Consider the following 13,589-nt stretch of genomic DNA (forward strand, 5'->3'; position numbering starts at 1 on the left):
GGGGGCCGTCATGAGATCAGAAAGGGTGAAATGCTCGAACTGCGGCAAGATGAACAAGGTCCCCGCAGCAGGGGCAGGCACACCGCGCTGCGGTAACTGCCATGAGCCGCTGCCCTGGATCGCCTCGGCAGCAGATGACGACTTCGCGGAGATCGCCGAGACGTCCTCGGTGCCTGTACTCGTCGACCTCTGGGCGACTTGGTGTGGCCCGTGCCGCATGGTCAGTCCGGCGCTCGAGCAGCTCGCCCGGGAACGCGCGGGTCGGATCAAGCTGGTGAAGACCGACGTGGATGCTGCGCCGCGGACCGCCGAACGGTTCGCCGTCCGCGCCGTGCCGACTCTGCTGGTGATGGACCGGGGCGAGGTCCTGGCACGTCAGGCGGGCGCCGCTCCGGTACCACAACTGCGGGCCTGGCTCGATCAGGCGCTCGCGGAAAAGGCAGGCAAGGAGACCAGGCCATGACTTCTGTCCCGGTGGACCCACACGTGACCGCCATCCAGCCCGTCGTACCCCGGACCCCGCAGGGCTGCGAGGAATGTCTTCGCCTCGGCACTCCGTGGGTACATCTGAGGCTGTGCCTGACATGCGGACACGTCGGTTGCTGTGACTCCTCACCGGGCAAGCACGCGAGCGCGCACGCTCGCGTCATCGGCCATCCGATCGTCCAGTCGATGGAACCGGGTGAAGATTGGCGCTGGTGCTATGTCGACCAGAACCTCGTCTGAGGACACCATGCCCGTCCCCGACACCCCGCAGGCCGACGACGAGACCCCGGACGAGCAGGGAGCATTCCCACGGCTGACGGACGACCAGATCGCGACGCTCGAAGCCGGTGGCGCGCGCCGACCGGTACGCGCCGGCGAGGTACTGATCCGAGAGGGCGAACCCAGTAAGGATTTCTTCGTGATCCTCTCGGGCAAGGTCGCGATCATCGACGAGGATGCGGAAAAAAGCGAACGCCGGATACTGCGGGTGCACGGACCCGGCCGATTCCTGGGCGAGCTCGGGCTGCTGGAAGGCCAGGTGGCGTTCTTCACCGCCGAGGCGATCGAGGACGGCGAGATCCTCGTCGTCCCGGCCGCGCGGGTCCGTGAACTGGTGGCTCACGATCTCGTTCTCAGCGATCTGATCCTGCGTGCCTACCTGGTGCGCCGGCACCTGCTGATCGGGCTCGGTTCCGGGTTCCGGATAATCGGCTCCTGCTATTCACCCGATACGCTGCGGCTGCGCGAGTTCGCCATGCGAAACCGGCTGCCCCACAGATGGATCGATGTGGAGCAGGACGAAAGGGCCGAGCAGTTGCTGCGCAGCCTCGGCGTCGCTCCCGAGGACACACCCGTCGTGATCTGGCACGGCGAAAAGGTGCTGCGGAATCCGGCCAACGCCGAACTCGCCCGTATCGTCGGGCTTCCGGCTCCGGACCCGGTCCGGGATGCGACCCAGGACGTGTGCGACCTCGTCGTGGTGGGCGCGGGTCCGGCCGGTCTGGCCGCTTCCGTGTACGGCGCTTCGGACGGACTGAACACGGTGACACTGGAATCGATCGCCGCGGGCGGGCAGGCCAGTACCTCCTCCCGGATCGAGAACTACCTCGGGTTCCCGGCCGGTATCTCCGGCGCCGAATTGGCCGAGCGGGCCGTGATCCAGGCCGGGAAGTTCGGTGCCCGGCTGCTGGTGTCGGCGGAGGTGACCGGTCTGGTGCCCGAGGACGGGCACCACGCGCTCCCGCTCGTTGACGGCGGTGTGGTTCGCGGCCGGGCCGTCGTGTTGGCCACCGGGGCGCGATACCGCAAGCTGACGGTCCCGGGGATCGAGGCGATGGAGGGAACCAGCGTGTACTACGCCGCGACCCACCAGGAAGCGCGGATGTGCGGCACCGACCCGGTGGCCATCGTCGGCGGCGGAAACTCCGCCGGACAGGCCACCGTGTTTCTCGCGGGCAGTGTCTCCCGTGTTCATCTGCTCATCCGCGGCAGTGACCTCGGAAAGAGCATGTCCCGGTATCTGGTCGACCAGATCGAGCGTCACCCGCGGGTGACCGTGCACCGCAATACCGAGGTTCGTATGGTCCACGGGGCGAAGTACCTCGAAGAGATCGTGGTCGAGAACAATCGCACGGGGGAGCAGGACACTTTCCGGGTGCGCGCCCTGTTCGTCTTCATCGGTGCGATGCCCTACACCGGATGGCTGGCCGACACGATCGAACTCGACGATCACGGCTTCGTCCTCACGGGCATGGGCGCGGTCCCCGCCCGAGGCGACGGCACACAGCGGACCGGTGCCCGGTCGCCGAGGACACTCGAAACCAGTCTGCCCGGCCTGTTCGCCGCGGGTGATGTCCGTAGCGGCTCCGTGAAGCGGGTCGCATCCGCTGTCGGCGAAGGCGCGATGGCGGTTCGCCAAATCCACGAATACTTCGACAGGAGCTGACGACATGCCAGTAATGGGTACCGTGAAATTTCAGCAATTCTTCCGGGCGGCGGCCGGCCTGAAAGTCGACCGGAACGATCTCGACCGGTATACGGATTTCATCGACGACAAGATCTATGACCTGATCCTCATCGGCAAGGCGTCGGCGAAGGCGAATCTGAGGGATGTGATCGAACCGTGGGACCTCCCGATCACCAAAGGACTACAGGAGAGTATCCACCGGTTCGAGAAACTGGACCAGGAGATCGAACTACAGCCCATACTCGATCAACTGACGGCCCGGCCACCGTTGGACGTGGCCCTCTCCGAGGCGACCGAGCAGCGACTGCCGCTGATTGCCGGAGGATTGAGCGTGGCGCTGGCGCACACACTCGTCACGATCGAGCCGGACCGTAAGAACCCCGGGACCGCCGAATGGAAGGTCGCCTTCGACATCTTCCACCTCCTGCTCTGACCACCGTCCGCCGGCAGGCGATCCGGTAGATCACCGCTTGCCGCGACGGCTCATCCGCTACGCACTAGCTTGGGCGACAATGTATCCAGTCTGCCACGCCAGCACACTGGTAGTTCCTCGCCACCTCACGGTGCCACGTCAAGTCCGCCATCCCGGCTCCCTATACCGGCGAACCAGTCTGCACGATGATTATCCTCGGAAGGTCCACCACCAACGCCCCATCATGTAAGCGCCACAGGGAACCTCGAGACGCCGCCTGATCTGGCGCCGGCCTCCTGCTTCATCGGAGCATTCGCCACCAACTCGTTCGTGAAGTATGTGTCCGGCGCGCGGCCAGTGACGAATCCTCCACGGCCTCAACCTCGGAGCGTGACCGGCCGTGAACGCCGACGGTTCCTACCTCAGAACCTACCAGCGTCATCTGGACGCGACCGCCACGGCGGAGCGGACCGCCCGCGGCTGGTCAGCGAACCCCTCCGTGCCGTACCGGTCGACCGGTTTTGGAGACGCCAGGATCAACGACCGAGAACATGCGCCGGATCGCGCCGAATTGCTGCTCGGAATCGCGGCCGGCCCGCCCGGGCCCGCGCAGCGAGCGGGGTCAACTCGAGGGGCCGACGCGACCAGGGCGCCCAACGGCGGGCGCTACCGAACGCACACCTGCCACTGCGGTGTGGTCGGCGACCGCGCATAAGAAGGGTCCTCACCACGGTGCTGGTGCGGCACGGTTTCAGCGGTAACCAGCGCACGGTCGTCGTCCTGTCCTTCTGTTTCTCGGCGTTCGCCGCGGGCGTGTTCCTCGTCGGTCAACTCGATCTCCTCGCCGATTTCGGTGAGTAGCGATCCCAGTCGGATATCCGAGGACATCGCCGCGGGAGTAGTGCGCGAGCTTCGTCCGAGGCGCCTCGGTTGTTCCTGGCGGCGCGGGCCGGTAGCGCACGCAGCACCTCATCCGGTATGTGCCGGATCTCCAAGTCACCCATCACAGTCACCTCCGTCTCCAGCCGCGGCGGACCTTCACCCCCTTCTCCGCCATTCCCGGAAGACGTCGGCGTGCGACTTGCGTCGGTGGGTCGCCATGTCTCGGTGTGTGGCGGCCGGGGGGCGAATACGAGTTCAGGCCAACGGCACATCGGGATCGCAGACCTTGCACAACGGGTACCGCAGGCCGCCTGCGGGGCCGGTGCGCTCGGCGCGCCACCGGTCGTATTCGTCGAGTGTCAAGGCCAGACGGGGCAGACCGGGGCGAAAATCCTTGTGGGTGAGCATACGGAGCTCGGACCGGAAACGGTCTTCGACATCGTCCTCGTTGCCCCCGGCGAAGTGCATCGTGCGGGCAGCCTCACGGACCACTCGGCAGTCGAGGCGGTGGACGCTGCTGCCGGACAACGCGACCGCGTACCGGTCAGTTGCACCACGCCGCCCAGCTCGACGCTGGTTCCCCAGCCATCTACGTTGCGCCGCTCGGGCCGTATATCCATGCCGTTGTAGTAGAACCGCATGTCCGGCACGGTTTCCGCACCAGCGGTGAGAGCACTTCAACACGGTCGGGGTTGCGTCGTCGACATCATTGATGGTGAAGCGGCATCGCCGAGTTGCGAAACGACTACGGCACCGGTCATGGACGCGATACGACACCTTCAGGCCTGGGACCCCGTCACGCGCGACCGGCCGTGAACGGTGCGCGACTGTGGTGCCAGTTCATGCTCGACACGCTCGCCGACCCGAAAGCTCCTTGGCAGCGGGCCACGGCCCGCGCGCATGCCCGCCGGATCGTGGCCGCCAAAGGCTACGTTCGGTAACGCAGCAACTGCGGTGCAGCACTCACTCCGCCGGAATCTGGACAGCTTCCGGCGCGATATCGGTGCGCACCCCGCGAAAGGAGGGGTGCCGCAGACCTTCCCCGGTGTACTCGCGGTACTCGATATCGGCGACGAGCACCGGATCCACCCAGTGCGGGACCCCGGGGCGCCCGAAGCGTCCCGGGGTCAGTGGGAACAGCGCATCGCGGCGGGCGATCTCATCGAGCCGGGCTCGCAGGGCCCGGCGGTCGGCCATCGTGAAACCGGTGCCCACATTGCCGATGTGCACCAGCCGGCCGTCGGCGTCGTGCGCGGCGAGGATCAGCGAGCCGAATGTCGCGCCCGCCGAGCCGCTGCCGGCGGTCCAGCCGGCGACGACGGCCTCGGTGGTCTTGCGGATCGGGGTCTTGATCCAGGACCGGGAGCGACGGCCGGGTTGATAGGTCGAGTCGAGGCGTTTGGAGATGATCCCTTCCAACCCGTTGTCCCGCGCCGCGGCGAGCAAACGGTCGGCGGACGCGCCCACCCAGTACGGCGGGGTCTGCAGCGGAGCGGTGTTCAACGCGAGCGCCTGCAGGTGGTCGCGACGGCTCGGGTATGGCAACCCGGTCACGTCCGCGCCCGCGTCGGTGAGGATGTCGAACAGGAACAACTGCACCGGTACCGCGCCGATGAGCGCCCGGCTCGGTCGCCCGACATGCATGCGGCGTTGCAGCAGATGGAACGACGGCACACCGGTGGGGGTCTGGGCGATGATCTCACCGTCGAGCACCAGGTCACGGCCGCCGAGATGGCCGGTCAGGGCCGTGACGAGGTCCGGGTAGGAGCCGGTGATCTCGCGACGGTTGCGGCTGTAGAGGCGGCAGTCCCTGCCCGAGCAGATCACGATGGCGCGGACCCCGTCCCATTTCATCTCCACCGCCCAGTCCGGGTCGTCCGGTGGACGGCCCGAGGTGGCCAGCATCGGCGCCGGGACCGCCGCCCGGTCGGCGGGGCTCAGCGGCCGGTGATCCGGTAGGTGACCACGGCCGCGGGCGCGCTCGGGCGCCACCGGAGTGCCACGGCCCTGTCCTGGCCGCGTTCGACATCGCCCGCCATGCCCACCTCCCGCTCGACGAAGCCGGATAAAGCCTGGTCGGGCGCAGAATACGGCCTGTACGCGCGCTGACCGGGCAGACACGCGGGATACGTGCCGAGGGGGTCGCCGATCCGAGAACCGGATCGGGCTATCGTCGCGGCGTTCGGAGAACCGGGCTACGTCCGCCCCGCTGTGCGGCTGTCCGCTCGGGTCGACAGCCCCGAGCCGTTGCCGGGTCCCGGCCCGGCAACGGCTTGCCCGGTCCGCGGGATGCCGAGTGCGAATGCTCTAGGCGAGGCGTTCGAAGACCGCCGCCAGCCCCTGTCCGCCGCCGATGCACATGGTCTCCAGGCCGTAGCGGCCTTCGCGGCGGTCGAGTTCGCGCAGCAGGGTGGCGAGGATGCGGGCTCCGGTGGCGCCGACGGGGTGGCCGAGGGAGATGCCCGAACCGTTGGGGTTGAGGCGTTCGTCGTCGGGTTCGATCTTCCAGTTGCGCAGGACCGCGAGGGTCTGCGCGGCGAAGGCTTCGTTGAGTTCGATGACCGACATGTCGTCGAGTGTGAGACCCAGGCGGGCCAGGGCTTTTTCGGTGGCGGGGACGGGGCCGATGCCCATGGTGCGTGGCGGTACGCCGGCGACGGCCCAGGAGGCGAGGCGGGCCAGTGGTCGCAGGCCCAGGGTACGGGCGCGGGCGGCGGTGGTGACGATGCAGAGTGCGGCGCCGTCGTTCTGGCCGCTGGCGTTGCCCGCGGTCACCGTGGCGTCGGGATCGACACCGCCGCGGATCGGGCGCAGTCTCGCCAGGGCTTCCACGGTGGTGTCGGCCCGGGGGTGTTCGTCGGTGTCGATGAGGATCGGGTCCGATTTCCGCTGCGGCACCGCCACCCCCACGATCTCGTCGGCGAACCGGCCGGCGCGCTGGGCGGCGACGGCCCGCTGGTGCGATTGCACTGCCAGCGCGTCCTGCTCCGCCCGGCCGATGGAGTATTCGGCGCGCAGATTCTCGGCGGTTTCGATCATGCCGCCCGGCACCGGGAAATTGGTGCCGCCCGCGCTGACCCGGGCCCGGGCCAGCCGGTCGTTGAGGGCGATACCGTCGCCTTTGACCCCCCAGCGCATATCGGTGGCGTAGAACTCCGCCCGGCTCATGGATTCCGTACCGCCGGCCAGCACCAGATCGCTGCCGCCGGTGGCTACCTGCATACACGCCTGCAACACGGCCTGTAGTCCCGAGCCGCAGCGCCGGTCCACCTGGAGGCCGGGCACCGCGACGCCGAGCCCGGCGTCCAGCGCCGCGACCCGGCCGATCGCCGGTGCCTCGCCGTTGGGGGAAGCCTGGCCGAGGACGACGTCGTCGATCTGATCCGCGGTCAGGCCGGTGCGCTCGAGGAGTTCGGTGATCAGGCCGGCGGCCAGGGTTTCCGGGGCGAGATCCTTGAACACTCCGCCGAACCGGCCCACCGGGGTGCGCAGGGGTTCGCAGATGACGGCGTCGATCATGGCATTCCTTCGTCGTGGTCAGGCGCGGTTCTGTACCTGCGCGAGATCGGTGCTGATGGCCGCGGCCGTGGCCATCAGCGGGGGCAGCAGGTCGGCCCGTACGCTCTCGGCGGTGTAGCGGGCGGCGTGGGTGGAGATGTTGACCGCGGCGCACACCGTGCCGGTGTGGTCGCGGATGGGAGCGGCCATCGAGCGCAACCCCTGCTCGAGTTCCTGGTCGACCAGGCAGTAGCCGGCTTCCCGGGTTCGGCGTACCTGGTCGCGCAGTTCGTCGGCGGTGAGGACGGTGCGGTCGGTGAGCGGGGTGAGGGTGACTTTCGCGAGGTATTCCTCGAACGCCGCCTCGGTGAGCCCGGCCAGCAGCACCCGGCCCATCGAGGTGCTGTACGCGGGGAAGCGGGTCCCGATGGTGATCGAGACGGTCATGATGCGGCTGACCGGAACCCGGGCGACGTACACGATGTCCTCGCCGTCGAGGATGGAGACCGAGGTCGATTCGTGGACCTGGTTGGCCAAGCTCTCCAGATGGGGGCCCGCGACCTCGGGCAGGCTCAGACTCGACAGATAGCTGTAGCCGAGCTCCAGGACGCGCGGGGTGAGCCAGAACAGTGAGCCGTCGGTGCGCACGTATCCCAGTTCCACCAGGGTCAGCAGGAACCGGCGCGCGGTCGCGCGGGTGAGGTCGGTGGCCTTGGCGACCTCGCTGAGGGTGCGCCGGGGATGGCCGGCGTCGAAGGAGCGGATCACGGCGAGGCCGCGGCCCAGCGACTGCACGTAGTCCGGTGAGGGTTCGGTCATGGTCGATGTATTTCCTCGTCGGCGGGGCCGGCCGCGGTGTCGTCGGCCGGGCGGGACCCGACACCGTCGGCCAGCGCCGCCTTGCCGAGTCCGAAGGCGAGGTTACTGTTCGGCACACCCGCGTAGACCGCGGTGTGCAGGAACACCTCGGCGAGCTCGGCCGGCTCGAGTCCGGCCCGCAGGGCCGCGCGGATGTGCATATCGAGTTCGTGGGTGTTGCCCACGGCAGTGAGCACGGCGAGGGTGAGCAGCCGCCGGGTGTGCTGATCCAGGCCGGGCCGGCTCCAGACATCGCCCCAGGCGGTGCGGGTGATGAAATCCTGGAAGGGCTCGGTGAATTCGGTGGTTCCGGCGACGGCGCGGTCGACGTGGGCGTCCCCGAGCACCGACCGCCGCACCCGCATCCCCTGTTCGAAGGCCGCGGCACGTTCGCGCCGGCCGGCGATATGCGCGGTGATCAGCGCCGAGACCGGTCCGGCCTGTTCGACATTGGCCAGATGCGCGGCGGGATCGAGCACGTGCAGTACGGAGTTCGCGATCCCGTCGGCGAGGGCGCGCATATCGGCGGGGGTGGTGGCCGGGTCCTGGGCACCGGCGATCACCAGCGTGGGTGCGGTGATCCGGGCGAGGTCAGGCCGCCCGTCCCAGCGCGCGAGGGCGACACAGCAGGCGGCGTAGCCCGCGTCGGGTGTGGCGGCGACCATGGCTCGGCTGCGGGCGACGAGTTCGGGGTCACGGGCGGCGAGGCCGTCGGTGAACCAGCGGCCCACCACGGCTTCGGCGAGAGACCCGGTGCCCTCGGCGCGTACCGCGGCGGCCCGGTCGAGCCAGGCCTGCCGGGTACCGAATTTCGCGGCGGTGCAGAGCAGGGTCAGGGTGCGGACCCGAGTGGGATGGTAGGCGGCGATCCGCTGAGCGACCGCGCCGCCGAGCGACAACCCCACCAGGTGCACCGCGTCGCGGCCCAGCCGGTCCAGCAGCGAGAGGACATCACCGGCGAGTTCGGCGACGGTGTAATCGCCTGTAGGAGAGGGGGATTCGCCGTGCCCGCGCAGCTCGACGGCGAGTACGCGGTGGCCGGCGGCCAGCGCGGCGATCTGCGGGTCCCACATCGACCGGTCCGAACCGAGCGAGCCCAGCAGGACGACGGTCGGCGCGTCACCGGCGGGGCCGAAAGCCCGGTAGGAGAGTTCGACGGTCGTGGTCGGTTCCGCTGCGGTCGACGACATATCACCTGTTCCGTTCGGTTCGTTCTCGGTCGCGGGTCACTGTGGCCCGGCGGCTTCGTGGGTGTCCGGCCCACCGGTCTCGTTCCCGCGTTCGTCGAGTACCCGCGTGACGAAATCGGCCGCGTGCCCCAGGTATCCGGCGGGGTCCAGCAGTTCGCGGATCCGGTCCGCGCCCAGGTATTCGACGATCTCGGGGTCACTGTCCAATGCCGGTGGGTCGGCGGTGGCCGCGGCGGTGACGATCTCGCGTGCCCGCTCGGTGTGTTCGGACAGTGCCGCGGTCACCCGCTCGGCCAGCAGCAACCCGCCGGTGACCGCGAGATTGCGCGACATCGCCGCCGGATAGACCCGCAACCCGGCCAGGCTCTGGGCCAGCCGGTGGGCGGCGCCGCCGGTGAGGCGGAGCAATTCGGTGACGGTTTCCCATTCGGCGTGCCAAGCTCCGGCGGCGCGCTGCATTTCGTGGTCCATCGCGCCGAGCGCGGTCGCGACCAGGCCGGGGACGCGCCGGGCCGCGGCGCGCGCGGTGATCGCGGCGACCGAATTCCGTTTATGGGGCATCGCCGACGAACCGCCGGGCGAATCCTCGCTCACCTCACCGATTTCGGTCGCGGACAGCATCACGATATCGGTGGCGATCTTGCTCACCGCACCGGCGGCCACGCCCAGCGCGGTGGCGAGTTCGGCGAGCGGAGTGCGGTCGGTGTGCCACGGGACCCGCTGCGGCGCCAGCCCCAGTTCCGCCGCGAGCGCGTCGGCGACCGCCGGGCCGTGCGGGTACAGCGCCGCGAGGGTCCCCGCGGCACCACCGAACTGGACCGGAAGGTCGGCCAGCGCGGCGGTGACCGAGCCGGCCGCCCGGTCCAGGGCGACACACCATCCGGCCGCCAGCGCACCGAAGGTGGTGGGCAGTGCCTGCTGGCCGAGGGTACGCGCGGCCATCGGGGTGTCCCGGTGGTCGCGGGCCAGGGTCGCGGCGGAGTTCGCCGCGGTGCGCAGGTGGTCCACGATCAGTGTCCCGGCCCGCTGGGCCAGCAGCGACAGGGCATTGTCCAGAATGTCCTGGCTGGTGGCGCCCTTGTGGACGGCCGCCGGTGGAACGTCGGCCGCGGCACAGGTCCGGCGCAGTTCGCCGACGAGCGGGATGACCGGGTTACCGCCGGCCACCGCGGCATCGCCGAGCCGTTCGGGGTCCAGTCGCCCGGCCAGCTCCGGCCCGGCCGCGTCGATGGCGTCCGCGTATTCCGGGTCGAGCACACCGGTCGCGGCCTGGGCGCGGGCCAGCGCGCACTCGACCTGGATCAGAGCGGTGATCCAGGCGCGGTCGGACAGGATGGCGCCGAGCTCGGCCGCCCCGAAAAGCGGATCGAACAGCTCTCCACGCGGCACTCGGATCTCCTAGAAGTGGAAGAAGGGCGTCTCGGCGCCGTCCGGATCGGCGTCCTGAACGATGATGTCGAGGTGGTAACCCGTGGCGGTGGCAGCGGCGATCAGTTTGTGCCGCTGGGCTGCCGGCAGCGCGGCCAGAACCGGATCGGCGGCGTTCGCGAGCTCCTCGTCGGCGAAGTAGAGCCGGGTGACCAGACGGTTGAGCATGCCGCGCGCGAAGATCGACACGTTCAGATGCGGCGCTTCGGTTTCCCCGTGGCCGCCGACCAGGGCCCCCGGTTTCACCGTGGTGAACCGGACGGTACCGGTCGCGTCGGCGGGGCAGCGGCCGAAACCGCGGAACGCGGGGTCGGTCTGTGGGCGCGGGTCGTCGGGGTGCTCGAACACGCCGTCGCGATTGGCCTGCCAGACCTCCACGAGCGCGTCCGCGATCGGGGTCCGGGCCCCGTCGCTCACCGTCACTGTGACGGTGATGGCGCCGTCCGTGCCCGGGGCGACCACGTCGGGGCCATCGGGCCACGGCAGTCCGATATGGAGGAAGGGGCCCACGGTCTGCGACGGGGTGGGGCCGAAATCCACCGTGGTGAAATCGCCGGGTGTCTGCGGATAGCGGGGGGCGAAATCGATGTCATTCATCGTGGTCGTCGTCCTCCTCGAACGGGGTCGCGTCGCGGCCGCGCAGCACGATGTCGAACCGGTAGCCCACCGCCCAGTTGTCGGTGGTGGCCTCGTAGTCGAATGCGCTCACCATGCGCTGGCGGGCGCCGTCGGGCACCGAGTTGTAGATCGGGTCCTGGAAGAACATCGGGTCGTCCGGAAAATACATCTGGGTCACCAGGCGCTGGGTGAAGGCGCGCCCGAACAGCGAGAAATGGATATGGGCGGGGCGCCACGCATTGTGGTGGTTGCGCCACGGATAGATGCCCGGCTTGATCGTGGTGAACGAGTAGTGTCCGTCGCTGTCGGTGAGTACCCGGCCGACGCCGTCGAAATGCGGGTCCAGCGGGGCAGGCCACTGGTCGCCCTGGTGCCGGTAGCGCCCGGCGGCGTTGGCCTGCCAGACCTCGACCAGGGTGTTCGGTACCGGTGTGCGGTCGCTGTCGAGGATCCGGCCGTGGACGACGATGCGCTGCCCGGCCGCCTCGCCCCCGCGGGCCAGCGTCAGGTCGGCGTCCGCCTCGGTGATCCGGCCTTCGCCGAGCACCGGACCGGTGAGTTCGCCGAGTCGCTGGGGGAGCGGGATCAGCGGCTGTTTCGGGTGGCGGAGGGCGGTGGTGCGGTAATCGGCGAAGTCGAGCGGTGCTTCCTCGTCCTTATCGATACCGCGGTACCGCGGGGGCAGTTGAAGCATGCGCAACCTCGCGTTCGGGATGTGGACATTGCTACGGGATGCGAACAGCATAGGGCCCGGCTCGGGCCGGATCAATCGCCGTGCATCGGGTTCACTATACGCACATGAGTTCACATTCCGCACAAACCTGGTTACTGTGGAGCGCGTGATGGACAAAGTCATTCCCACAGCCGCCGAGGCGGTCGCCGATATCCCCGACGGCGCGTCCCTGGCCGTCGGCGGATTCGGGCTGGTCGGGATCCCGGAACTACTGATCAACGCGCTACTCGACCAGGGCGCCACCGAACTGGAGGTTGTCAGCAACAACTGCGGCACCAACGGCTTCGGTCTCGGTGTGCTGCTCGCGGCCCACCGGATCCGCCGCACCATCAGCTCCTACGTCGGCGCCAACGAGGAATTCGCGCGCCAGTACCTGTCCGGCGAACTCGAGGTCGAGCTGACCCCGCAGGGCACCCTGGCCGAGCGGATGCGGGCCGGGGGTGCCGGGATCCCGGCCTTCTTCACCCCGGCCGGCGTCGGAACCCAGGTCGCCGAGGGGGGACTGCCGTTGCGCTACGACGGCGCGGGTGGGATCGCGGTGGCCTCGCCGCCGAAGGAGACCCGGGTGTTCGAGGGTGTCACCTATGTGCTCGAGCGGGGGATCGTCACCGACTACGCGCTGGTCCACGCCTGGAAGGGCGACCGGCACGGCAACCTCGTCTATCGGGCCAGCGCCCGCAACTTCAACCCGCCCGCGGCCGCGGCGGGCCGGATCACCATCGCCCAGGTCGAGCACCTGGTGGAACCCGGCGAACTGGACCCCGATCAGGTACACACCCCGGGGATCCAGGTTCAGCGGGTCGTACCCGTCGGCAAGGTCGAAGTAGGAATCGAGAACAGGACGGTGCGCGCATGACGCTGACCCGCGAACAGATGGCGGCCCGGGTCGCCGCCGAACTCGAAGACGGCCAGTACGTCAACCTCGGCATCGGCATGCCGACGCTGGTGCCCAACTATCTGCCCGGCGACATCACCGTCGTGCTGCATTCGGAGAACGGTGTCCTCGGGGTGGGCCCGTATCCGACCGAGAACGAACTCGATCCCGAACTGATCAATGCCGGCAAGGAAACCGTCACCGTGCTGCCCGGCGCCTCGTTCTTCGATTCCGCGCAGTCCTTCGGCATGATCCGCGGCGGCCAGGTCGATGTGGCGGTGTTGGGTGCCATGCAGGTCAGCGCTCGCGGCGATCTGGCGAACTGGATGATTCCGGGCAAGATGGTCAAGGGGATGGGTGGCGCCATGGACCTGGTGCACGGCGCCCGGCAGGTGATCGTGATGATGGAGCACGTCTCGCGGTCGGGGGAGCCCAAGATCGTCGACGAGTGCACCCTGCCGCTGACCGGCCTCGGCTGTGTGAACCGGATCATCACCGATATGGCCGTGCTCGACGTGACCGAACGCGGACTGGTGCTGGTGGAGACCGCTCCTGGGGTGACCGTCGCCGAGGTCCGGGCGGCCACGGGTGCGGCTGTCGAGGTGGACGCCGCACTGGCCGAACGGGTCGGTTGAGGACGATGT

Annotated in this window: 16 protein-coding genes; 8 read left to right on the plus strand and 8 right to left on the minus strand. The window is 69.1% G+C overall.

Going from position 1 to position 13,589, the window contains the following annotated elements:
• The first annotated feature begins 10 nt into the window (after nt 1-10).
• The 5 genes from trxA (at nt 11) to ABZV91_RS07920 (ending at nt 3,725) form a co-directional block, all read left to right on the plus strand.
• On the plus strand, nt 11-463 hold the full coding sequence (gene trxA, locus ABZV91_RS07900) for a thioredoxin (protein ID WP_355237126.1): 453 nt from the start codon (nt 11-13) through the stop codon (nt 461-463).
• Nucleotides 460-726: a UBP-type zinc finger domain-containing protein gene (locus ABZV91_RS07905; protein WP_355237129.1), complete on the plus strand. Its 267-nt coding sequence runs from the start codon at nt 460-462 to the stop codon at nt 724-726. The genes trxA and ABZV91_RS07905 overlap by 4 nt, the downstream gene beginning before the upstream one ends.
• Nucleotides 704-2,431 (plus strand): FAD-dependent oxidoreductase, encoded by a 1,728-nt coding sequence (locus ABZV91_RS07910; protein ID WP_355237132.1) that lies wholly within the window; start codon nt 704-706, stop codon nt 2,429-2,431. The genes ABZV91_RS07905 and ABZV91_RS07910 overlap by 23 nt, the downstream gene beginning before the upstream one ends.
• 13 nt (nt 2,432-2,444) lie before the next feature.
• A complete protein-coding gene (locus ABZV91_RS07915) occupies nt 2,445-2,885 on the plus strand; it encodes a DUF1931 family protein (RefSeq protein ID WP_355237275.1) in 441 nt (146 codons plus the stop codon).
• Nucleotides 2,886-3,596: 711 nt separating this feature from the next.
• The gene (locus ABZV91_RS07920) at nt 3,597-3,725 is read left to right on the plus strand and encodes a hypothetical protein (RefSeq protein ID WP_355237135.1); all 129 of its coding nucleotides are present in this window, start codon (nt 3,597-3,599) and stop codon (nt 3,723-3,725) included.
• Nucleotides 3,726-4,001: 276 nt separating this feature from the next.
• Here the strand turns inward: ABZV91_RS07920 and ABZV91_RS07925 are convergent, their stop codons facing one another.
• Entirely contained in the window at nt 4,002-4,274 is a 273-nt protein-coding gene (locus ABZV91_RS07925) for a hypothetical protein (protein ID WP_355237138.1), read from the minus strand.
• A gap of 197 nt (nt 4,275-4,471) precedes the next feature.
• Between ABZV91_RS07925 and ABZV91_RS07930 the strand changes: the two genes are divergently transcribed.
• A complete protein-coding gene (locus ABZV91_RS07930; RefSeq protein WP_355237278.1) occupies nt 4,472-4,687 on the plus strand; it encodes an abortive infection family protein in 216 nt (71 codons plus the stop codon).
• Between the two features lie 22 nt (nt 4,688-4,709).
• Here the strand turns inward: ABZV91_RS07930 and ligD are convergent, their stop codons facing one another.
• The 7 genes from ligD to pcaH all read right to left on the minus strand — a co-directional run bounded on the left by ligD (nt 4,710) and on the right by pcaH (nt 12,032).
• A complete protein-coding gene (ligD, locus tag ABZV91_RS07935) occupies nt 4,710-5,738 on the minus strand; it encodes a non-homologous end-joining DNA ligase (RefSeq protein ID WP_355237140.1) in 1,029 nt (342 codons plus the stop codon).
• 315 nt (nt 5,739-6,053) lie between these two features.
• Nucleotides 6,054-7,265: an acetyl-CoA C-acetyltransferase gene (locus tag ABZV91_RS07940; RefSeq protein ID WP_355237143.1), complete on the minus strand. Its 1,212-nt coding sequence runs from the start codon at nt 7,263-7,265 to the stop codon at nt 6,054-6,056.
• Nucleotides 7,266-7,283: 18 nt separating this feature from the next.
• Nucleotides 7,284-8,063, minus strand: coding sequence for an IclR family transcriptional regulator C-terminal domain-containing protein (locus tag ABZV91_RS07945; RefSeq protein WP_355237146.1), 780 nt, complete (start codon nt 8,061-8,063; stop codon nt 7,284-7,286).
• Nucleotides 8,060-9,292 (minus strand): 3-oxoadipate enol-lactonase, encoded by a 1,233-nt coding sequence (gene pcaD, locus ABZV91_RS07950; RefSeq protein WP_355237148.1) that lies wholly within the window; start codon nt 9,290-9,292, stop codon nt 8,060-8,062. The genes ABZV91_RS07945 and pcaD overlap by 4 nt, the downstream gene beginning before the upstream one ends.
• Nucleotides 9,293-9,328: 36 nt before the next feature.
• Nucleotides 9,329-10,681, minus strand: coding sequence for a lyase family protein (locus tag ABZV91_RS07955; RefSeq protein ID WP_355237150.1), 1,353 nt, complete (start codon nt 10,679-10,681; stop codon nt 9,329-9,331).
• Between the two features lie 9 nt (nt 10,682-10,690).
• The gene (gene pcaG, locus ABZV91_RS07960) at nt 10,691-11,317 is read right to left on the minus strand and encodes a protocatechuate 3,4-dioxygenase subunit alpha (protein WP_355237153.1); all 627 of its coding nucleotides are present in this window, start codon (nt 11,315-11,317) and stop codon (nt 10,691-10,693) included.
• On the minus strand, nt 11,310-12,032 hold the full coding sequence (pcaH, locus tag ABZV91_RS07965; protein WP_355237154.1) for a protocatechuate 3,4-dioxygenase subunit beta: 723 nt from the start codon (nt 12,030-12,032) through the stop codon (nt 11,310-11,312). Before pcaH ends, pcaG begins: the two co-directional genes overlap by 8 nt.
• Before the next feature lie 148 nt (nt 12,033-12,180).
• On the opposite strand from pcaH, the gene ABZV91_RS07970 reads away from it, so the two are divergent.
• Nucleotides 12,181-12,927 carry a CoA transferase subunit A gene (locus tag ABZV91_RS07970; protein WP_355237281.1) on the plus strand — a complete coding sequence of 249 codons (747 nt, stop codon included), beginning with the start codon at nt 12,181-12,183 and terminating at the stop codon, nt 12,925-12,927.
• Nucleotides 12,924-13,580 carry a CoA transferase subunit B gene (locus ABZV91_RS07975; protein WP_355237157.1) on the plus strand — a complete coding sequence of 219 codons (657 nt, stop codon included), beginning with the start codon at nt 12,924-12,926 and terminating at the stop codon, nt 13,578-13,580. The genes ABZV91_RS07970 and ABZV91_RS07975 overlap by 4 nt, the downstream gene beginning before the upstream one ends.
• Nucleotides 13,581-13,589: the final 9 nt, after the last annotated feature.

It is taken from the genome of Nocardia sp. NPDC004568 (genome assembly GCF_040609955.1).
Lineage (GTDB): Bacteria > Actinomycetota > Actinomycetes > Mycobacteriales > Mycobacteriaceae > Nocardia.

Coding starts and splice junctions, on each gene's coding strand:
- pcaD (WP_355237148.1), bottom strand. CDS start 9,292: ATGTCGTCGACCGCAGCGGAACCGACCACGACCGTCGAACTCTCCTAC.
- ABZV91_RS07940 (WP_355237143.1), bottom strand. CDS start 7,265: ATGATCGACGCCGTCATCTGCGAACCCCTGCGCACCCCGGTGGGCCGG.
- trxA (WP_355237126.1), top strand. CDS start 11: ATGAGATCAGAAAGGGTGAAATGCTCGAACTGCGGCAAGATGAACAAG.
- pcaH (WP_355237154.1), bottom strand. CDS start 12,032: ATGCTTCAACTGCCCCCGCGGTACCGCGGTATCGATAAGGACGAGGAA.
- pcaG (WP_355237153.1), bottom strand. CDS start 11,317: ATGAATGACATCGATTTCGCCCCCCGCTATCCGCAGACACCCGGCGAT.
- ABZV91_RS07970 (WP_355237281.1), top strand. CDS start 12,181: ATGGACAAAGTCATTCCCACAGCCGCCGAGGCGGTCGCCGATATCCCC.
- ABZV91_RS07975 (WP_355237157.1), top strand. CDS start 12,924: ATGACGCTGACCCGCGAACAGATGGCGGCCCGGGTCGCCGCCGAACTC.
- ABZV91_RS07945 (WP_355237146.1), bottom strand. CDS start 8,063: ATGACCGAACCCTCACCGGACTACGTGCAGTCGCTGGGCCGCGGCCTC.
- ABZV91_RS07910 (WP_355237132.1), top strand. CDS start 704: ATGTCGACCAGAACCTCGTCTGAGGACACCATGCCCGTCCCCGACACC.
- ABZV91_RS07905 (WP_355237129.1), top strand. CDS start 460: ATGACTTCTGTCCCGGTGGACCCACACGTGACCGCCATCCAGCCCGTC.
- ABZV91_RS07915 (WP_355237275.1), top strand. CDS start 2,445: ATGGGTACCGTGAAATTTCAGCAATTCTTCCGGGCGGCGGCCGGCCTG.